Raw genomic sequence first — 20,089 nt, forward strand, 5'->3', positions numbered from 1 at the left:
GCCAATCTTTCCTTACTTGATGCTCATGAACAGGCCGGGCAGCCAGGTGGTGAAGCCGGGCACAAAGGTCACCAGCGCCAGCGCAAAAATCAGCGCGCCGTAGAAAGGCCAGATCGTGCGCATCACCGTGCCCACCGAGACGCCACCAATCGCACAGCCGACAAACTGCGTGGTGCCCACCGGCGGCGTGTTCAGCCCCAGCGCGCAGTTGATCAGCAGCACAATGCCGAACTGCACCGAGCTCATGCCGTAGTGCTGCGCAATCGGCAAGAAGATCGGCGTGCACAGCAAGATGGTGGCGGCCATGTCCAGGAAGGTGCCGAGCACGAACAGAATGATGTTGATCAGCAGAAAGATCATCCACGGCGTGGTGGTGATCTCAGACAACAGCTTGCCGGTCAGCTCGGCCACGCCGTACAGACTGATCAGATAGCCGAAAGTGCTGGAAATGCCGATCAGCAGCAAGATGATGCCGGTGTTGCGCACCGCCTTGGAGGCGGCTTTGACAAAGTGCTCCCACTTGAGCGTGCGGTAGACAAACACCGTCAGCGCCAGCGCATACAACACGGCCACCACGGCCGATTCGGTAGCGGTGAACACGCCCGAGAGAATGCCGCCCAAGATCAGCACCACCACCAGCAAGCCAGGCAAAGCCGCCGCAAAACTGCGCGCCACAATGCTCCAGCCAGGGAAGGTGCCTGCGGGATAACCGCGCTTGCGCGCCACCCAATACGCCGCGCCCAAATTGGACAAAGTCAGAATCAGCGCAGGAATGATGGCTGCCAAAATCAAGGCTGCAATCGACACTTTGCCGCTGGCAGCCAGCGCATAAATGATGATGTTGTGGCTGGTCGGCATCAGCGCGCCCACCAGAGCCGCGTGCGTGGTCACGTTCACCGCGTAGTCGGCGTGGTAGCCCTCTTTTTTCATCATCGGGATCATCACCGCGCCCATGGCCGAGACATCGGCCACCGGCGAGCCGGAAACACCGCCAAACAGCGTGCAAGCCACCACGTTGGACATGCCCAGACCGCCGCGCACATGGCCGATCAGCGCGCGGGCAAAGTTCACTATTCGGTCCGCTATGCCGCCGTAGAGCATGAGCTCACCGGCAAAGATGAAGAAGGGAATCGCCAGGAAAGAGAACACGCTCATGCCAGCGGTCATCTGCTGAAAGCCCACTTCCAGCGGCAGCCCTTCGTAGGCCAAGGTGGCCAGTGCGGACAGGCCGATCGAGAAAGCCACGGGCACGCCCAGCAGCAGCAACAGAGCAAACGTGATGCTCAGAATCAACAAGGGAGTCGTCATCGCAAAACCTCGGCGGCTCAGTTGGCTTCCACTTCGCGGCCTTGCGCGAGTGCAATGATGTGTTCAATGGAAAACAGCACGATCAGGCTGCCGGCGATGATGGCGGGAACGTATTTCCAGCCTTCGGACACGCCCAGCGTGGGCAAGCGGTATTCCCACACCGACGCGGCCAGCGATGCACAGCTGTACGCCATGGCTGCGCCAAACAACAGCACCAGCGCATGGATCAGGTATTCCATCTTGGTGCGCAGCCAGTCAGGCGCCAGCACCAGAAAAGATTCCAGCCCAATGTGGCCGGAGTTGCGCACGCCCACGGCCACGCCAAACATGGTCACGTACAGCACCAGCAACAGCGACAGGCTTTCGGCCCAAGTAGGCGTGTTGTTGAGCACATAACGGCCAAACACCTGCCAGGTGACGGCAGCGATCAACAACACCAGTCCCGACACGCCGAGCCACATGCAGATGCGAGACAGGGCGCTACAAATTTTGGTATACATAGTTTCAGCGTCAAATCAGCTGCTGGTGCGGCTTGCGCCAGGGCCAGCAGCGTGGTGTTTTGACAGGGCCCGGCGCTGCGCGGGCAGCACCGGGCTCAGAGCACGGGCAAGGCTTACTTGGTTTCCTGGGTGCGCTTGACCAGGTCCTTGAGCTTGGCGTCGGTGATGAACTTGTCGTACACCGGCTTCATTGCGGCCTGGAAAGGCGCCTTGTCGATCTCGATGATCTCGGCGCCACCGGCCTTCACGATCTCCAGCGACTTGGCTTCGCGCTCGGCCCACTGTTTGCGCATGTAAGGCACCGATTCCTTGGCGGCCTGGCGAATCCAGCCTTGCTCTTCGGGCGTGAGCTTGTCGAAGGTGCGCTTGCTGAACAGCAGAATCTCGGGCGCCATCGAGTGCTCGGTCTTGGTGAAGTACTTGGCTACCTCGAACGAACGCGAGCTTTCGTAGGTGGGGTAGTTGTTTTCGGCGGCGTCGATCAGGCCGGTTTTCAGGCCGGTGTAGACCTCGCCCATGGGCATGGGCGTGGCGTTGGCGCCCATGGCTTCGAGCATGCTCACCCACAGGTCGGACTGCTGCACGCGCACCTTCATGCCCTTCATGTCGGCAAAGCTCTTGACCGGCTTTTTGGCGGTGAACATGGAGCGCGCGCCGCTGTCATAAAAGCCCAGGCCGACAAAGCCTTGCTTCTCGCAAGCCTTCAAAATCTCTTCGCCCACCGGGCCGTCGAGCACCTTGTGCATGTGCTCGACCGAGCGGAACAGAAACGGCATGGTCGGCACCACGGTTTCGGTGCAGACATTGTTCATCGCGCCCACGTTCACGCGCACCATGGCCAGCGCGCCAATCTTGGCCTGCTCGATGGTTTCCTTCTCGCCGCCGAGCGCGCCGCTGGGGTAGACGCGGATCGTGTGCTTGCCGCCCGACAAAGCCTTCAGGCGCTCGCCCATGAACTTGACCGCCTGCACGGTCGGGTAGTCCTCCGGGTGGATATCGGAGGAGCGGAATTCCGTAGCGCTGGCAGCCAGCGACACCACACTCGCGGCCAGAGCCACCCACAGTTTGTTAGCTTTCATTTGTCTACCTCTTTCTCAATGGATCTACACAACACACCGGCCCCTCGTGCTGGCCGCTAATCGGTTTTCAAGGCGGGGCTGCGCCCGCAAATGCAGGCTCGGCCAGCCCGCTCACGCCTGGGTGCAAAGCGAACACGCCGCCAGCCAAAGGCTGGTCGGACAGGTCCACCCCTTCCGGGCGGATCGACGTGACGTACAACACATCCAGAGCTGGCCCGCCAAAAGCGCACATGGCCGGCTTTTTGACGGGCACAGCGAGCGAGCGGTCCAGCTTTCCGTCCGGCGTAAAGCGGTGCACCAGGCCAGCGTCGTTGCCACAAATCCAGTAGCACCCATCGGCGTCGACAGCCGCGCCATCGGGGCGGCCGGGCAGTGGCTGCATGTCGACAAAAACACGGCGGTTCGACGGCGTGCCGCTGGCGGTGTCGTAATCAAAAGCCCAGATCTTTTGCACGCTGGGGTGCGAATCGGAAAGGTACATGGTGTGGCCGTCCGGGCTGAAAGCCAGGCCGTTGGGTGTGATCAGCGGGCCCAGTTGCAGATCGGTGGCGCGGCCGCTGCTCAGCTCTTGCGCGCCCAGGCGGAACACCTGGCCCACCGCCTTGGCAGCGCCCATGTCCATGAACATGGTGCCGGCGATAAAGCGGCCTTGGCGGTCGCAACGGCCATCGTTGAAGCGCATGCCAGGCAAGGGATGCGCCACCTTGGCCAGCGGCTGCACTGCGGCATCAGCACTGCCCTCGGTCGCCGTAACTTGGTAGATGCCATCTTCCAGCCCAGCCACCCAACGCTGCGCGTCGCCATCCCATGCGGCCATGCAAGCCAGCATTTGCGGCAACTGCCACTGCGTCAGCTGTTGCTGATCCGCCAACCAGCGGTTGAGCACGCCGCGAGGAATATCCGCCCAGTACAGCGCCTGTTCGGCCACGCGCCACACCGGGCTTTCGCCGGTGGCATTGCGTGCATCCAGAACCAGTTCGGCGCTGCTCATGCTTTGCTTCCTTCGTCACCAAATGGGCCTTGCGCGGTGAACGCGCCGCCCTGGTACACGGCAATCGGATCGTTGGCTGCCGGCGCAGGCTGCGCCTCCACCTTGGCGCGCCAAGGCTCGGAGCTGTCCTTGGGCACAAAACCCAAATGCGCAGCGGCATGGTTGTCCCACCAGCCATCGCGGTTGTTGGACGCGCCGTACACCACGGTGTGGCCCACATTCGGCGTGAACAAGCCCTTCTCAATGAGCTGTACCAGATCGTCGTAGCTGAGCCAGCTGCTCATCATGCGGCGGTCCTTGGGCTCGGGGAAAGACGAGCCAATGCGCATGCTCACCGTCTCGATGCCGTAGCGGTCAAAGTAAAAGCTCGCCATGTCTTCGCCAAACGACTTGGACAGGCCGTAGTACCCATCGGGGCGGCGGCGCACGTTGGCGTCGATTTTTTCGTTCTGCTTGTAAAAGCCGATCACATGGTTGGAGCTGGCGAAAACCACGCGCTTGACGCCGTGGCGGCGTGCGGCTTCATAGAGGTTGAAGATGCCTTTGATATTGGCCTCCAACACCTCTTCAAACGGGCGCTCTACCGACACGCCGCCCATGTGCACAATCGCATCGCAACCCGCCACCAAGGCATCGACTGCCTGCTTGTCGGCCAAGTCGCAAACCACCACCTCTTCGCTTGCATCACGCGCCGGCGCCATGCCCGCCACATCGGACAAGCGCAAGACATCCGCATACGGGCGCAAGCGCTCACGCAGCACCTTTCCCAGGCCACCGGCGGCGCCGGTCAATAACAGCCGCTTTACATGCGGGGCTTCACTACTCATACATTGCTCCCCAACTGGGTGTTTCCAAGAACATTCGCCGCAAAAAAAGGCGCTTCTTAAAAGCGCCCTTTTATTCACGATGTCTTCAGTTCATCGATTGCCACTCGGAAATTCTTCAAAGCCGTTACCACTAAGTCTGGATCGGTTGCAAACGACAGACGGATGTAAGGCGACATACCAAAGGCCACCCCCGGCACGGTGGCTACCTTGGCCGCATTGAGCAGGTACGCTGCAACCGCTGCATCGCTGTTCAGCACTCCGCCTTCTGGGCTAACGCGACCAATCAGGCTTTCGCAACCCAAAAACAGATAGAAAGCACCAGCGGGCAGGGACGACAACGTCAACTCTGGGACGATGGTCAATGCCTTTTGGATGATCTCCAAGCGCCGTATAAAGACCTGCCGAGCCTCTTGAACGCAACTTTGGTCGCCCAGCAATGCAGCTTGCGCAGCGGCCTGAGCCACCGAGGTCGCACTGGTGCAGCTCTGCGACTCCAACTTGTTCATGCCGCCAATCAGCTTCTCCGGCCCAGCCGCATAGCCCAGACGCCAACCCGTCATCGCGTACGACTTGGAGACGCCATTGATAATGAGCAGCCGATCCCTGAGCTCTGGACAGGCTTCTGCGAACGAGACAAAGGTCGCATCCGACAAAATGATGTGCTCATAAATCTCGTCAGACATGACAAGAACGTCGGGGTAAGCAGCCAGCACCTGCCCCAATGCCTCCAGCTCTGCACGTGAATACACGGCACCTGTTGGATTGCCTGGACTATTGATGATCAACCACTTGGTCTTCGCCGTCAGACTTTGGCGCAACGCCTCTGGCGTCAGTTTGAAGCCCTGCTCAGGCGGACATGGTACGTAGACAGGGGTACCGCCATGCAAAGCAACGATGTCACCGTACGAGACCCAGCAAGGTGTGGGTATCACCACCTCATCGCCACTCTCCAAGGTCGCCATGAAGGCATTGAAAATCAGCTGTTTGGCACCAACACCGGTTGTGATCTCACTGACCGTGTAATCCAAGCGATTGTCTTGCTTCAACTTCTGCGCAATGGCTTGGCGCAAGCTCTCCATACCCGCTGGCATGGTGTACTTGGTGGCACCAGCTTTGGCTGCCGCCATGGCTGCATCGATGATGTGCTCAGGCGTATTGAAATCAGGCTCACCAATGCTCAGGTCGATAACATCCACCCCTTGGGCCTTCATTTTTTTGGCCTGAGAGGAAATGGCCATACTTGGCGACGACGGCAGGTTTTCTACTTTTTGACTTAGCTTCCACATAGTGCTCTTTCACCCAAAAAATCTGACTCAGATTCCCTTGTCATTGGGGTGTGCATACAGCTCTTTGGTGGATTCACTGAGCGGGAAGTTGATGTTGATTCCCTTAGGTGGAATCACCGACATGAACCACTTTTGGTAGAGACTTTCCATTTCGCCCGACTTGATCATTGCGTACACAGTGTCGTCCACGAGCTTCTTGAAAGTTGGATCGCCTTTACGCAGCATCACGCCATAGGGCTCCGTGCGCAGGGGCTCATTCAAGATCAAGTACTGATCCCGTTGCGATGAAGTCGCGATGAAGCTGGCAAGCTGAACGTCATCCAGCACAAAGGCGTCAGCCTTCCCGGACTCAAACATCACAAAAGCCTCAGAAGGGTCTTTGCCATAGACCTCGTTGAACTTAACCCCTTGTGATTTTTTATAGGCACGCAGAAGTTGAATCGATGTCGTGCCAGTTACAGTCACCACATTCTTGTTCTGCAAGTCGGCAATGCTTTTGACTTGCGAGTCTTTGCGCACCGCCAAAGTCACATTGGCAGAAAAATAGCTGGGTGAAAACGACACCTGCTCTTGGCGCGCAATCGTGTTCGTCACCGGAGTGCAATCCAGATCTACCGTTCCGTTCTGGACCAGCGGCATACGACTGATAGGCGTGGTAATCAGGTACTTCACCTCCAAGCTTTGCAGACCTGCGGCCTTCTTGGCTGCGTCAGCAACCTTCAAGCAGATCTCGTTGATCATGCCGATCGGTTCCGCATTGCCGTTCACCTTGTAGCTAAACGGCACTGACATATCACGTGCGCCGATGGTGATAGCACCGCTTTGCTTGATTTTTTCCAGCGTATTGATGTCTTGCGCCTGAACGTTAGCCTGCACGGCAGCCAACAATGCAATGACAGAAACAAGGGATGGGGAGCGCAGCTTGAACATGGTCAGATGAGGGGAAGTGGAGGTAAGGAATGCGTGTTAGTCATGTGTTGTCTGATGACTTGACTGCATTATGATCAAACACATGCTCAAAAGCCCCTCGGAATTACCCGCATCTCGCACCGTCACTGATACCCAGGCGTCGCTGCTGCGCAGCCAGCGCGCGGGAAAAGGCAGCCGCAACCTGGCCAATCTGTTGTCGGAGGAGTTCGAAACCAAGATCCGCCAGGGCTTGCTCAACGAGGGTGACAAGCTGCCTACCGAATCGGAGCTGGTGCGCAGTTATGACGTGAGCCGCACGGTGGTGCGCGAGGCACTGTCCAAGCTGCAGGCCTCGGGACTGGTGGAAACGCGCCACGGTATTGGCACCTTTGTTTTGCCGGCGCGCCAAAGCCCGGGCCTGGTGCTGAGTGACAGCGAGTTGAGCGAATCGATCGACGTGTTGGCAGTGTTGGAGCTGCGCATCAGCCTGGAAACCGAGGCCGCAGGCTTGGCCGCCCAGCGCCGTGAAACCCAGCATTTGCAAGCCATGCATGCGGCTTTGCAAGCGTTTGAGCACAATTTTTCGGCCGGCCACGAGACGGTGAGCCACGACCTGGCTTTCCATCTGAGCATTGCGCAGGCCACGGGCAACCGCTATTTCCAGGACATCCTGCAGCACTTTGGCAATATGCTGATTCCGCGCAACCGCATTGCCTCGATCGACAAGCCGGCACGCGACCCGGATTACCTGCGCCGCGTCAACCGCGAGCACGAAGAGATCTACGCCGCCATCGAGCGCCAGGACGCCGATTCCGCCCGCGCCGCCATGCGCATCCACCTCACCAACTCGCGCGAACGCCTGCGTCTGGCGCAACGCCACAGCCAGGCCGGCGGCAGCGCAGCACCGCAAGCCTGAGCCCTGCCCGCCCGGCCAGCTGCGCAGCCCGGGCGAACCACTAGGTATTAACCTGCAGCGGCAGCTGCTTTACATTCTGGATTTAGGTTGTATGATGACTTACAACAAAACCCAGGAGACCTGCCACCATGCCCAGCCGCGCCCAGTTTTTGCATACGGCGTTAGCACTCGCTGTCAGCGCCCTTGCCAGCCTGCCGGCCTTGGCCGCCGACGCCTGGCCCAGCAAGCCGATCCGGCTGGTGGTGCCTTACCCGCCCGGCGGCAGTTCGGACATCATTGCGCGCTCCATCGGTCAGCTGATCTCGCAAGAGTTGAAGCAGCCGGTCGTGATCGAGAACAAGCCCGGCGCCAACGGCAACCTGGGTGCCGAGCTGGTGGCCCGCGCCCAGCCCGACGGCTACACCTGGCTGCTGTGCGACCTGGGCGCGCTGGCAATCTCTCCATCGGTCTACACCAAGCTGGCTTTTGACCCGAGCAAGGATTTGCGCGGCGCCGCCATGCTGGCCTATTCGCCGCACATGCTCGTGGTTCACCCATCGGTGCAGGCCAACAACCTCAAAGAGCTGGTGGATCTGTCGAAAAAGCAGGATCTGAACTTTGCCGTAACCGCCACGGGCAGCGCGCCGCATTTGGCCGGTGTGGAGCTGGCCCGCGTCACCGGCGCCAAATGGGTTTACGTGCCTTACAAGGGTGGCGTGCAATCGGTGCAAGACACGGTGGCCGGCCAGACCCAGGTGCTGATGAACGGCATGCTCGCCACTTACCCGCATGTGCAAAGCGGCAAGCTCAAGCTGCTGGGCATCTCCAAAGACAGCCGCATGCCGCTGATTGCCGATGTACCCACCTTGGCCGAACAAGGTGCCAAGGGCTTTGCCTCGGGCACCTGGCAAGGCGTGGTGGTACCCGCCAAAACGCCCGATGCGGTGGTGCAGCGCATCAACCAGGCGTTGCTGACAGCCATTCGCACGCCCGATGTACGCGCCCGCCTCACCGGCCAGGGCGCCGAGGTGGTGACGATGACGCCCGCCGAAACCGACCGTTTTTTCAATGCCGAACGCCAGCGCTGGCGCACGGTTGTTCAATCCGCCAATCTGCAACTGGACTGATCACCACTGCACTGGCTTCTTTGCTTCCCTTCTGTTTTTTGAAAGCTTGCTATGACCACCATGAATCCCCAAGATCTCAAGAAAGTGATGAGCTCCGGCCTGCTGTCCTTCCCGGTGACGGACTTTACGGCCCAGGGCGACTTCAACCCCAAGGGCTATGCCGCCCGCCTGGAATGGCTCGCGCCCTTTGGCGCCAGCGCCTTGTTTGCTGCTGGCGGCACGGGCGAGTATTTCTCGCTGTCGGGCGATGAGTACAGCCAGATCATCAAGACCGCGGTGGACACCTGCCGCGGCAAGGTGCCGATCATTGCCGGCGCCGGCGGCCCTACGCGCACCGCCATTGCCCACGCCCAAGAAGCAGAGCGCCTGGGCGCCCACGGCATTTTGCTGTTGCCGCACTACCTGACCGAAGCCGGCCAGGAAGGCCTGATTGCGCATGTGGAGCAGGTGTGCAAGAGCGTGAAATTTGGCGTCATCGTCTACAACCGCGACCGCACCAAGCTGACCGCCGAATCGCTGGCCATTCTGGCCGAGCGCTGCCCTAACCTGATCGGCTTCAAGGACGGCGTGGGCAATATCGAAACCATGTCCTCCATCTACATGAAGATGGGCGACCGCTTCTCCTACCTGGGCGGCCTGCCCACGGCCGAGGTCTATGCCGCCGCCTACAAGGCACTGGGCACGCCGGTGTACTCGTCGGCGGTGTTCAACTTCATTCCCAAAACCGCGCTGAAATTCTATGAAGCCGTGCGCACCGACGACATGGCTACGCAGCACCATTTGCTGCGCGAGTTCTTCATGCCGTACCTGAAGATCCGCAACCGCGTGGAAGGCTACGGCGTCAGCATCATCAAGGCCGGCGCCAAGATCGTGGGCCACGACGCAGGCCCGGTGCGCGCACCGCTGACGGATTTGAAGCCGGACGAAGTGGAAGCACTGGCCGCCCTGATCAAGAAGGTCGAAGGCTAAGCCCACCGCCCCACGCAGCACCACAGATTGCGCGTTCACAACGCAAAAGCAAGCTGTGGTGCTGTGCTTTTGCCACCTGTCTGCACACCACCACCATGACCGCAAGCCCCCGCCCCCGTGTTCTGCAAATGGGCAAGATGCCCTTGCCCGCGCTGGACGCCGATCTGGACCGCGAATTCGACATCACCCTGCTCAGCGCCCAGCCGGACCGCGCCCGCTTTCTGGCCGAACACGGCGCAGAGTTTGACTACCTGGTCACCTCTGCCAGCATGGGCGCCAGCGCTGAGGTGATCAACGCCCTGCCCAACCTGCGCTGCATCAGCAGCTTTGGCGTGGGCTTTGATTCGCTGGACCAGGCATCCATCGTGGCCCGTGGCGCACGCGTGGGCTATACGCCCGGCGTGCTGGACGATTGCGTGGCCGATATGGCCTTTGCGCTGCTGCTGGACAGTGCGCGCCGCCTGTCTGCGGCCGACCGTTTTGTGCGCTCCGGCCAATGGGGCACGCAGCGTTTTGGCGTCTACACCAAGGCTTCGGGCAAACGCCTGGGCATTCTGGGCATGGGCCGCATCGGCCAGCAAGTGGCGCGCCGCGCCAGCGGTTTTGACATGGAGGTGGCCTACCACAACCGCCGCCCGGTGGCCGGCTCGCCGCACCAGTACATGGCATCGCTGCAGGCGCTGGCCGAGTGGTGCGATTTTCTCGTCATCACCGCCGCTGGTGGCGACGACACGCGCCACCTCGTCAACGCCTCGGTATTGCAGGCCCTGGGCCCCAACGGCTTTTTGGTGAACGTGGCGCGCGGCAGCGTGGTCGATGAAGCCGCCCTGCTGCAAGCCCTGCAACAAGGCCAGATTGCCGGAGCCGGCCTCGACGTGTTCGAGGACGAGCCGCACCCGCTGCCCGGCCTGCTGCAGCTCGACAACGTGGTGCTGGCACCGCACACCGCCAGCGGCACGCAAGAGACGCGCCGCGCCATGGCCGACCTGGTGCTGGCCAACCTGCGCAGCTTTATCGCCAATGGCACGCTGCGGCAGGAAGTACCTTGGTCCCAAGCCGCTGCCGCTGCCACCGAAAAAATCTAAACCCAGAGACACCCCCGTATGGCCCACACGCCCACCATCACCGAGATCGAAGTCATCCCCGTTGCCGGCCGCGACGGCATGCTCATGAACCTGAGCGGCGCACATGCGCCCTACTTCACCCGCAACGTGGTGCTGGTGCACGACAGCAGCGGCCACACCGGCGTGGGCGAAGTACCAGGCGGCGAAGGCATTCGCCAGGCGCTGGAAGACAGCAAGGCGGTGCTGATCGGCCAGCCCATTGGCCAGCACCTGCAACTGCTGCAGCGCGTGCAGCAAGCCTTGGCAGGCCGCGACAGCGGCGGCCGCGGGCTGCAGACTTTTGATCTGCGCATCGCCATCCATGCAGTGACCGCTGTCGAGGCCGCGCTGCTGGATTTGCTAGGCCAACACCTGGGCGTACCGGTAGCGGCTTTGCTGGGCGAAGGCCAGCAGCGCGAGCGCGTGGAGATGCTCGGCTATCTGTTCTTTGTGGGCCCCTCCGATAAAACCGATCTGCCCTACATCCGTGCTGGCGAAGACACAACCGGCAGCGATGCCTGGACGCAAGTGCGCCACCAGACCGCGATGACGCCCGATGCCATCGTGCGCCAGGCCGAGGCGGCGCATGCGCGCTACGGCTTCAACGACTTCAAGCTCAAAGGCGGCGTGCTGGCAGGTGAGGAAGAGGTACAGGCCGTCACCGCACTGCACCAGCGCTTTCCGCAAGCGCGGGTCACGCTCGATCCGAACGGCGGCTGGCTGCTGCAAGACGCGATCCGCCTGATGCGCGACATGCACGGTGTGCTCGCTTATGCCGAAGACCCCTGCGGCGCAGAGAACGGCTTCTCTGGCCGCGAAGTCATGGCCGAGTTCCGCCGCGCCACCGGCCTGCCCACGGCCACCAATATGGTCGCGACCGACTGGCGCCAGATGGTGCATGCGCTGGCGCTGCAATCGGTCGATATTCCGCTGGCCGACCCGCATTTCTGGACCATGGCCGGCTCGGTGCGCGTGGGCCAGACCTGCCGCGACTGGGGGCTGACCTGGGGCTCGCACTCAAACAACCATTTCGACATTTCGCTGGCCATGTTCACCCATGTGGCCGCCGCCGTGCCCGGCAAGGTGACGGCCATCGACACGCACTGGATCTGGCAGGACGGCCAGTTCCTGACGCAGAACCCGCTGCAGATCAGGAACGGTTTTGTCGAAGTGCCGACCACGCCCGGCCTGGGCGTAACCGTGGACCGCGCCGCGCTGCAACGCGCCAACGCGCTGTACCTGGAGCACGGCTTGGGCGCCCGCAATGACGCCATGGCCATGCAGTACCTGATTCCTGGCTGGCAGTTCGATCCCAAGCGTCCTTGCATGGTGCGCTGAGCCGCCAAGAAAACGAGTCATTTCATCGCTGCTGGCGCTCCCAGCATTTTCCATTCAAGAGCACCACCATGACCACCTACAACAACCTTATCAACGGCCAATGGGTCGCCGGCAAAACCGTTACCGCCAACACCAACCCCAGCGATCTGAGCGATGTGATTGGCGAGTACACGCAAGGTGATGCCGCCGATGTGAACGCCGCCGTCGCTGCCGCACAAGCCGCCTTCCCGGCGTGGAGCACCTCGGGCATCCAGGCGCGCAGCGATGCGCTCGACAAGATCGGCAACGAAATCCTAGCCCGCAAAGAAGAGCTGGGCGACCTGCTTGCCCGTGAAGAAGGCAAGACCCGCCCTGAAGCCATTGGTGAAGTGGCACGTGCAGGCCAGATCTTCAAGTTCTTTGCCGGTGAATGCCTGCGCCTGGCGGGCGAGAGCATTCCCTCGGTGCGCTCTGGCATTGGCGTGGAGATCACGCGCGAGCCAATTGGCGTGGTCGGTCTGATCACGCCGTGGAATTTTCCGATTGCGATCCCTGCCTGGAAGATTGCGCCCGCACTGGCCTTTGGCAATTGCGTGGTGCTCAAGCCCGCCGATCTGGTGCCCGGCAGCGCCTGGGCGTTGGCCGACATCATCCACCGCAGCGGCATCCCTGCTGGTGTGTTCAACCTGGTGATGGGCCGTGGCCGCGTGATTGGCGATGCGCTGGTACAGCACCCGGATGTAGCGGCGATCAGCTTCACTGGATCGGTCAGCGTGGGCCGCGGCATTGCCGAGGCTTGTGTCAAAAGCGGCAAGAAAGTGCAGCTGGAGATGGGCGGCAAGAACCCGCAGGTGGTGCTGGACGATGCCGATCTGGCGCAAGCGGTGGAGCTGTCCGCGCAGAGCTGCTTTTACTCCACCGGCCAGCGCTGCACGGCATCGAGCCGTTTGATCGTCACCGACAAAATCTACCCCGCCTTTGTAGAAGCACTGCAAGCGCGCATGGCCAAAATCAAGGTGGGCGATGCCCGCGCCGCTGGCACCGACATTGGCCCAGTGGTGAGCCAGGCGCAGCTGGAGCAAGACCTGAGCTACGTCGAAATTGCCAAGGCCGAAGGTGCGGTGCTGACCGCAGGTGGCAGCCGCATTGCCTGCCACACCGGCAGCGGCAAAGAAGGCTTTTTCATGCAACCCGCGCTGTTGGTTGACAGCACGCCGGCCATGCGCATCAACCGCGAAGAAGTGTTTGGCCCGGTGGCCAGCGTGATCCGCGTGCGCGACTACGAAGAAGCTTTGGCCGTAGCCAACGACACGGCGTTTGGCCTGTCGGCCGGCATTGCCACGACCAGTCTGAAATACGCCACCCACTTCAAGCGCCATGCGCAAGCGGGCATGGTGATGGTGAACTTGCCCACCGCCGGTGTGGATTACCACGTGCCGTTCGGTGGCCGCAAGGGATCGAGCTACGGCCCGCGCGAGCAAGGCCGCTACGCGCAAGAGTTCTACACCACGGTGAAGACGGCGTACACCTTGGCATGAGTACGGCGACCAACTCCCACGCGCCGCCGGCCGCATCACGCTGGAGCCAACCCGCCGTGGTGGCGGCCATGGCCTTGCTGTGCTGCCTGCTGTGGGGCAGCTCGTACCCGGCCATCAAAGGCGGCTACGCGCTGTTTTCCATCGCGCAAGCCGACTTGCCAGGCAAGCTGCTGTTTGCCGGTTGGCGCTTTGTCATTGCCGGGCTGATGGTGCTGGCCGTCTGCGCCTGGATGGGCCGCCCGGTGCTGAGCAGCCTGCGCCAATACCCGCAGCAACTACTGGGCCTGGGCTTTGCGCAGACCACGCTGCAATACGTGTTCTTCTACCTGGGGCTGGCCTATACCACCGGCGTGAAGGGCGCGATCATGAACGCCACCGCCACCTTCTTCAGCGTGCTGATTGCGCACTGGGTCTTTGCCAACGACAAGCTGAGCGGCGCCAAGGCGCTGGGCTGCGCCCTGGGCTTTGCGGGTGTGGTGGCTGTCACGCTGGGCGGTGGTGGCGAGCTGGGTGAGGGCTTCAGCTGGCTGGGCGAAGGCTCCATTGTGCTCGCGGCCTTGATCTTGGCGGCCGCCAGCATCTACGGCAAAAAGCTGTCGCAACACATGGACGCGATGGCCATGACGGGCTGGCAACTGGGCCTGGGCGGCGTGATGCTGGTGCTGCTGGGCTGGGCAATGGGTGGTTCGCTGCCCATGCCTTCGTTCAACGCCATCTTGCTGCTGGCCTATCTGGCGCTGCTGTCGGCTGCGGCTTTTACGCTGTGGAGTTTGCTGCTCAAGTACAACCGCGTGAGCCAGGTGACGATCTACAACTTCAGCGTGCCGATTTTTGGCTCGGTGCTGTCTGCCTTGTTTCTGGGCGAAAGCATGTGGGCCTGGCATTACCTGGTGGCGCTGGCCCTGGTGTGCGTGGGTATCTGGCTGGTGACACGCGAGCCGGCGCGCTGAGCGGCACAAGGGGGCCGTGCTCGCAATGGCGCAGCACCGCTCGGGTACTGCGCTTGGCAGACAATAGCGGGCATGAAATTACTGCCCGATCTCTCGCTGCCCGTCAGCGCCGATGTCAACGACCCCAAGCCGCTCATCCTCTACCACGGCCGCAGCTGCCCCGATGGTTATGGCGCCGCGCTGGCCGCCTGGCGCTTTTTTGGCGACAAGGCAGAGTTTCGCGGCCTGGACCACGGTGAGATCCAGACGGTAGAAGACCTGGGCGACCTCAGAGGCCGCACGGTCTACATCCTCGATTTCGCCTTCGGCCCCGAGCTGCTGGCCGCCATCGAAGCCCAGGCGCACAAACTGGTACTGCTCGACCACCACAAGAGCGCGGCCGAAAAGCTGACCGGTTACCGCTGCCACTGCGGCGTGGTGCACTTCGACATGAACAAATCCGGCGCCCGCCTGGCCTGGGAGTTCTTCTACCCCAAAGACCCGATTCCCGCGCTGGTGCTGCACATTGAGGACCGCGACATCTGGCGCTGGCAATACCCGGAAAGCGCCGCTTTTCTGGCCGCGCTGGACATGGAGCCGCGCAGCTTTGAGCGCTGGTCGGAGATTGCCTCTTTCACGCCCGAGCAACTGAACGCCTTCATGGCCCGCGGCGGCGCCATGGACGAGAAATACCAGAAGCTGTGCAACGACATCGCTGAAGGCGCGCAGCCCGTGGTCTTCAACGGCATCGCGGGCCTGATGGTGAACGCGCCCGGCATGTTCCACAGCCAGGTCGGCGATATTCTGGCCAAGAAAAGCGGCAGCTTTGCGCTGATGTGGAGCGCCAATGAAAAAGGCGTGAAATGCGGGCTGCGCTCGCGCTCGGATTTCAACTGCATCCCGCTCGCCGAAAGCATGGGCGGTGGCGGCCACGCACAGGCTTGCGGCTTCCGCATGGGCGCGGATCGCCTGCCCGAGCTGCTCGCCGGCAGCCTGACGGCGCGCCCCGAAGACGCACAGCCCGCACCGCGCCCTGCGGCTCCTGTAGCCCCGGCCACCGCCGCATGAGCACCGGCAATACCAGCGCCCGGGCGCAGCAGTGCCCACTGTGCGGCCAGCACAACCAATGCGCCGTGGCGCAAGGTTTGCCGGCCGAGCAGTGCTGGTGCATGACGGCGCCAATCAGCCCGGCCGCCTTGGCGCGCATTCCCGAAGCCGAGCGCCGCCAGCGCTGCATCTGCCCGGCCTGCGGCCAAGCCACACCCGCCGCCAGCGATGGCGCGAACGCAACAGGCGCTACCGCCGCCCGCACTTAGTTGCGATAATTATTGGCCGTTTGCGCAAGTCTGTAGAGCGCAATCCGCTATCAGTTTTGATAGCGGGTATGCAGACAATGGCGCTATCCACCACCCGCACTCCGCGCTCCAGGCAGCCATGCAAATCCGCCACCACAACGCCCAAGACCTCCGTGCTCTGTATGGGGAGCGCTTTCGCTGGTACCTGCTGTTCACGGTGATGATCGGCACGATGGCCTCGATCATCTCGTCGACCATCTTCAACGTGGCCATTCCGGCGATGAGCCAGCACTTTCAGCTGGGCCAGTCGCGCGCGCAGTGGGTGACCTCGTCCTTCATGGTGGCCACCACCGTAGCCATGCTGACAACGCCCTGGCTGCTGTCGCGCTACGGCTACCGCAACACCTACTTGGGCGCTGTCGTTGTGCTGATGCTGGGCGGCATTGGCGGCGGCTTCAGCACCGACTACAACCTGGTGCTGGTAGCGCGCGTGGTGGAAGGCTTTGCCGCCGGCGTGATCCAGCCGATCCCGGCCATCATCATCTTGCACGCCTTCGCCTCCAACGAACAAGGGCGCGCCAACGGGCTGTTCGGCATGGGCGTGGTGCTGGCACCCGCCATCGGCCCGAGCGTGGGCGGCTTGCTGGTGGACTGGATGGGCTGGCGCTCGGTGTTCTTCATGGTGGTGCCGCTGTGCATCGTCTCCATCTGGCTGGGGCTGAAATACGTACCCGTAAACGCACCCGGCGGCGCAGCGGCCGATCGCCATGGCAAAAGCCTGGATTGGCTGGGCCTGTCCATCGCGACCACAGGCACGGTCTGCCTGCTCAATGGCCTGGTAGCGCTGCACGGTTCGGGCTGGCAAGAAAGCACGCTGCTGCTGGCTTTGGCCATTGCCTGCCTGCCGGCTTTTATTGCCTGGGAGCGGCGCATGTTGAACACGGGGGCCAAGCCCTTGATGGATCTGCGCCTGTTCCGCTGCAAACCCTATGCAGCGGGCTGCATCGTGGCTTTCATTTATGGCGTGGCGCTGTTTGGCTCTACCTACTTGCTGCCGGTTTTCATGCAACTGGGGCTGTCGTATTCGGCCTCGGTGGTGGGTACCACCATGCTGCCGGCGGGCTTGATTCTGGGCGGCGTCATCGCCTATGCCGGTCGCATGGCCGACCGCACGCCCGCCCACTGGCTGGTGATGGGTGGCCTGAGCCTGTTGGCGCTGTCGTTTATTCTGACCGGCGTGCTGCAGCCCGGCTCGTCGCTCTGGCTGCTGGTGGGCTATACCATTCTCGGCCGCATCGGCCTGGGCTTTATCCTGCCATCGCTCACCATGGGCAGCATGCGGCCGCTGGACAAAAGCCTGATCTCGCAAGGCTCCAGCACCTTCAGCTTTTTGCGCATGCTGGGCGGCGCGGCCGGCGTCAGCCTGTGCGGCATCTTTCTGGAATGGCGCGTGGTGTATTACGCCGCGCAATCGCCGGCGCTGGAAATTGCCTCTTCCGAGCGCGTGGCCGCCTTCCGCGACACCTTTGTGTTTCTCGCCCTGGTCTGCGTGCTGGCCGGCATTGCGGCGCGCCAATTGCGGCCCGCGCAGGCTGCCCAGTAGCCCCGGCAGAATGCTCTACACTGGCACGATTCAAGGAGTTTGACTGCCATGTGCCAACTGCTGGGGATGAACTGCAACACCCCCACCGACATCACCTTCAGCTTTACCGGCTTCGCCCAACGCGCAGGCAATACTGACCACCACAGCGACGGCTGGGGCATTGCGTTTTTTGAAGAAGGCGGGCTGCGCCACCTGGTAGACCACCGCCCGGCCAGCGATTCGCCCGTAGCGGATCTGGTGCGCCGCTACCCGATCAAAAGCCGCAACGTCATATCGCACATCCGCAAAGCCACCCAAGGCCAGGTACTGCTGCAAAACTGCCACCCATTTGTGCGCGAGCTATGGGGCAAGAACTGGGTCTTTGCCCACAATGGCGACCTGAAAGATTTCCGCCCGCGTCTGCACGCCCACTTTCGCCCGGTAGGCGATACCGACAGCGAGCATGCGTTTTGCTGGATCATGCAAGAGCTGTGGAAATCACACGCCAACACACCCAGCGTGGCCGAGCTGAGCCACACGCTGCGCGAGCTGGCCGCACAGATTGCGCCACACGGCACTTTCAACTTTCTGCTCTCCAACGGCCAGGCCTTGTGGGCGCACGCCAATACCCATCTTTGCTATACCGAGCGCGCCCACCCGTTTGCACAAGCGCAGTTGCAGGACGAAGACCTGAGCATCGACTTCGCCCAGCACACCACGCCGCAAGACCGCGTAGCCATCGTCGTCACCGCACCGCTCACCACCAACGAAGTCTGGACCAGCTTCCAGCCTGGCGAGCTGATGGCATTTGTCGACGGTTGCCGGGTGGCGGTGTAGCCACGTACTGCTCAAGAATGCGAAACGGCTCCAAGATGGAGCCGTTTTTCTATCTGTTTCGCTTGTGGCGCTCAAGCCTGATTCAAACGCTCCGCCCGCATACAGGCCGCAGCGGTAAACAGCACATCGGTGGAAGAGTTCAAGGCCGTCTCAGCCGAATCCTGCACCACGCCGATCAGCATGCCCACCATCACCACCTGCATCACCACATCGCTATTGATGCCGAACAGACTGCAGGCCAGTGGAATCAACAGCAGTGAACCACCAGCAACGCCAGAAGCGCCGCAAGCACACAGAGCGGAAACCACGCACAGCAGCAAGGCGGTGCCAAACGGCACCTCAATGCCCATCGTATGGGCGGCGGCCAAGGTCAGCACACTGATGGTGATGGCGGCACCCGCCATGTTGATGGTGGCGCCCAAGGGAATCGCAATCGTATAGGTATCGCGGTCGAGCTTGAGCTTTTCCGCCAAGGCCAGGTTCACCGGAATATTGGCGGCAGAGCTGCGGGTGAAAAAGGCGGTAATCGCGCTCTCACGCAAGCAGGTGAACACCAGCGGATACGGATTGGCACGGATAGTAAGCCCCACGATCAAGGGGTTCACCACCAAAGCCACGAACAGCATGGCGCCCACCAGCACCATCAACACATGCACATAACTCAGCAGGGCGCTCAAACCGGCTTCGGCAAAGGTGACCGCCACCAGACCCAGAATACCCAACGGAGCCAAGCGAATCACCCACTGGATCAGCTGCGTGATCACCTGGGCCGCATCCTGCACCACTTGCTGCGTGGTGGCCGACACCTGGCGCAAGGCAAAGCCTAAAGCAATGGCCCAGGCCAGCACGCCAATGTAGTTACCGGCCATCACGGCATGGACCGGGTTGTCCACCACCTGCATCAGCAGATCCAGCATCACCTGGCTGACATTCTTGGGCGCTTGGCTCACATCAGCCGCACCTTGCAAATGCAAGGTACTGGGAAACAGCATGCTGGCCACCACACCCACCACAGCGGCAGCCAAGGTACCAATCAAATACAGCGCCAGTACCGGGCGCATATGTGTGCTGGCTCCTTCGCGGTGGCCGGCAATCGCCGCCATCACCAACACCAGCACCAAAACCGGCGCCACGGCCTTGAGAGCAGAAATGAACAGCTTGCCCAAAATACTCAGCCAGCTGGCCAGCTCCGGGCTCATGGCGCCAATCACAATGCCCAGCAACATGGCAATCAGAATCTGGGCCACCAAACTCAGGCGCAGCACGGGTTTCAAAATGGAGGTCAACATAAAGACAAAAAGCTGCCTTTGCAGCTTGCTAATGAAAGGCCAGCCCTCATCGGTTGTGCCCATGGGCTGGCGTAGTAGCAGTCATGGCTGGCGTTATACGCCGGCATGCCGCCCGAGCTCTGAAACGGGAAGTGTACGTAAAGTCGCATTCCCTTGCTTAATTACAGAGCAATCGCTTACATCATGAAAAAGAAGACTGCTCTCGCCTGATGCACAGCATGGAGCGAGCCAGCGCGCCGTAAAAGCAAAACCCCCGAGACCATTGAGATCACGGGGGTTAGCAGGATAAGAGCCTGACGATGACCTAC

19 protein-coding genes are annotated in these 20,089 nt (G+C 61.7%); 11 read left to right on the plus strand and 8 right to left on the minus strand.

Going from position 1 to position 20,089, the window contains the following annotated elements:
* Positions 1–12: 12 nt before the first annotated feature.
* The 7 genes from ACFIQF_RS23880 to ACFIQF_RS23910 all read right to left on the minus strand — a co-directional run bounded on the left by ACFIQF_RS23880 (position 13) and on the right by ACFIQF_RS23910 (position 6,921).
* Entirely contained in the window at positions 13–1,308 is a 1,296-nt protein-coding gene (locus ACFIQF_RS23880) for a TRAP transporter large permease (RefSeq protein WP_393946123.1), read from the minus strand.
* Between the two features lie 17 nt (positions 1,309–1,325).
* On the minus strand, positions 1,326–1,808 hold the full coding sequence (locus ACFIQF_RS23885) for a TRAP transporter small permease (protein ID WP_393946125.1): 483 nt from the start codon (positions 1,806–1,808) through the stop codon (positions 1,326–1,328).
* Between the two features lie 113 nt (positions 1,809–1,921).
* On the minus strand, positions 1,922–2,887 hold the full coding sequence (locus tag ACFIQF_RS23890; protein ID WP_393946126.1) for a TRAP transporter substrate-binding protein: 966 nt from the start codon (positions 2,885–2,887) through the stop codon (positions 1,922–1,924).
* 67 nt (positions 2,888–2,954) lie between these two features.
* Positions 2,955–3,878 carry an SMP-30/gluconolactonase/LRE family protein gene (locus ACFIQF_RS23895; RefSeq protein ID WP_393946127.1) on the minus strand — a complete coding sequence of 308 codons (924 nt, stop codon included), beginning with the start codon at positions 3,876–3,878 and terminating at the stop codon, positions 2,955–2,957.
* The gene (locus ACFIQF_RS23900; protein WP_393946128.1) at positions 3,875–4,705 is read right to left on the minus strand and encodes an NAD-dependent epimerase/dehydratase family protein; all 831 of its coding nucleotides are present in this window, start codon (positions 4,703–4,705) and stop codon (positions 3,875–3,877) included. Before ACFIQF_RS23900 ends, ACFIQF_RS23895 begins: the two co-directional genes overlap by 4 nt.
* 74 nt (positions 4,706–4,779) lie before the next feature.
* On the minus strand, positions 4,780–5,991 hold the full coding sequence (locus tag ACFIQF_RS23905) for a pyridoxal phosphate-dependent aminotransferase (RefSeq protein WP_393946129.1): 1,212 nt from the start codon (positions 5,989–5,991) through the stop codon (positions 4,780–4,782).
* Between the two features lie 27 nt (positions 5,992–6,018).
* Positions 6,019–6,921, minus strand: coding sequence for an amino acid ABC transporter substrate-binding protein (locus ACFIQF_RS23910; RefSeq protein WP_393946131.1), 903 nt, complete (start codon positions 6,919–6,921; stop codon positions 6,019–6,021).
* A 70-nt stretch (positions 6,922–6,991) separates the two neighbouring features.
* Here ACFIQF_RS23910 and ACFIQF_RS23915 point away from each other — a divergent pair, with 70 nt between their 5' ends.
* The 11 genes from ACFIQF_RS23915 to ACFIQF_RS23965 all read left to right on the plus strand — a co-directional run bounded on the left by ACFIQF_RS23915 (position 6,992) and on the right by ACFIQF_RS23965 (position 18,492).
* On the plus strand, positions 6,992–7,816 hold the full coding sequence (locus ACFIQF_RS23915; RefSeq protein ID WP_393946132.1) for a FadR/GntR family transcriptional regulator: 825 nt from the start codon (positions 6,992–6,994) through the stop codon (positions 7,814–7,816).
* Positions 7,817–7,944: 128 nt separating this feature from the next.
* The gene (locus ACFIQF_RS23920; RefSeq protein WP_393946133.1) at positions 7,945–8,922 is read left to right on the plus strand and encodes a Bug family tripartite tricarboxylate transporter substrate binding protein; all 978 of its coding nucleotides are present in this window, start codon (positions 7,945–7,947) and stop codon (positions 8,920–8,922) included.
* A gap of 60 nt (positions 8,923–8,982) precedes the next feature.
* Positions 8,983–9,891, plus strand: a complete 909-nt coding sequence (gene kdgD, locus ACFIQF_RS23925; protein WP_393946145.1) for a 5-dehydro-4-deoxyglucarate dehydratase — start codon at positions 8,983–8,985, stop codon at positions 9,889–9,891.
* A 95-nt stretch (positions 9,892–9,986) separates the two neighbouring features.
* Positions 9,987–10,976 carry a 2-hydroxyacid dehydrogenase gene (locus ACFIQF_RS23930; RefSeq protein WP_393946134.1) on the plus strand — a complete coding sequence of 330 codons (990 nt, stop codon included), beginning with the start codon at positions 9,987–9,989 and terminating at the stop codon, positions 10,974–10,976.
* An 18-nt stretch (positions 10,977–10,994) separates the two neighbouring features.
* Positions 10,995–12,332, plus strand: a complete 1,338-nt coding sequence (locus tag ACFIQF_RS23935; RefSeq protein WP_393946135.1) for an enolase C-terminal domain-like protein — start codon at positions 10,995–10,997, stop codon at positions 12,330–12,332.
* 68 nt (positions 12,333–12,400) lie between these two features.
* On the plus strand, positions 12,401–13,849 hold the full coding sequence (locus ACFIQF_RS23940) for an aldehyde dehydrogenase family protein (RefSeq protein ID WP_393946136.1): 1,449 nt from the start codon (positions 12,401–12,403) through the stop codon (positions 13,847–13,849).
* Complete coding sequence (locus ACFIQF_RS23945) at positions 13,846–14,799, plus strand: DMT family transporter (protein ID WP_393946137.1); 954 nt, start codon at positions 13,846–13,848, stop codon at positions 14,797–14,799. The genes ACFIQF_RS23940 and ACFIQF_RS23945 overlap by 4 nt, the downstream gene beginning before the upstream one ends.
* 72 nt (positions 14,800–14,871) lie before the next feature.
* Entirely contained in the window at positions 14,872–15,846 is a 975-nt protein-coding gene (locus ACFIQF_RS23950) for a DHH family phosphoesterase (RefSeq protein ID WP_393946138.1), read from the plus strand.
* Positions 15,843–16,094, plus strand: coding sequence for a cysteine-rich CWC family protein (locus tag ACFIQF_RS23955; RefSeq protein WP_393946139.1), 252 nt, complete (start codon positions 15,843–15,845; stop codon positions 16,092–16,094). Before ACFIQF_RS23950 ends, ACFIQF_RS23955 begins: the two co-directional genes overlap by 4 nt.
* A gap of 118 nt (positions 16,095–16,212) precedes the next feature.
* Positions 16,213–17,676 (plus strand): DHA2 family efflux MFS transporter permease subunit, encoded by a 1,464-nt coding sequence (locus ACFIQF_RS23960; protein ID WP_393946140.1) that lies wholly within the window; start codon positions 16,213–16,215, stop codon positions 17,674–17,676.
* 48 nt (positions 17,677–17,724) lie between these two features.
* The gene (locus ACFIQF_RS23965) at positions 17,725–18,492 is read left to right on the plus strand and encodes a class II glutamine amidotransferase (RefSeq protein WP_393946141.1); all 768 of its coding nucleotides are present in this window, start codon (positions 17,725–17,727) and stop codon (positions 18,490–18,492) included.
* 71 nt (positions 18,493–18,563) lie between these two features.
* Here the strand turns inward: ACFIQF_RS23965 and sstT are convergent, their stop codons facing one another.
* Complete coding sequence (gene sstT, locus ACFIQF_RS23970) at positions 18,564–19,781, minus strand: serine/threonine transporter SstT (protein WP_393946143.1); 1,218 nt, start codon at positions 19,779–19,781, stop codon at positions 18,564–18,566.
* Between the last annotated feature and the right edge of the window lie 308 nt (positions 19,782–20,089).

It is taken from the genome of Comamonas trifloxystrobinivorans, from assembly GCF_043359985.1.
Lineage (GTDB): Bacteria > Pseudomonadota > Gammaproteobacteria > Burkholderiales > Burkholderiaceae_C > Comamonas > Comamonas trifloxystrobinivorans.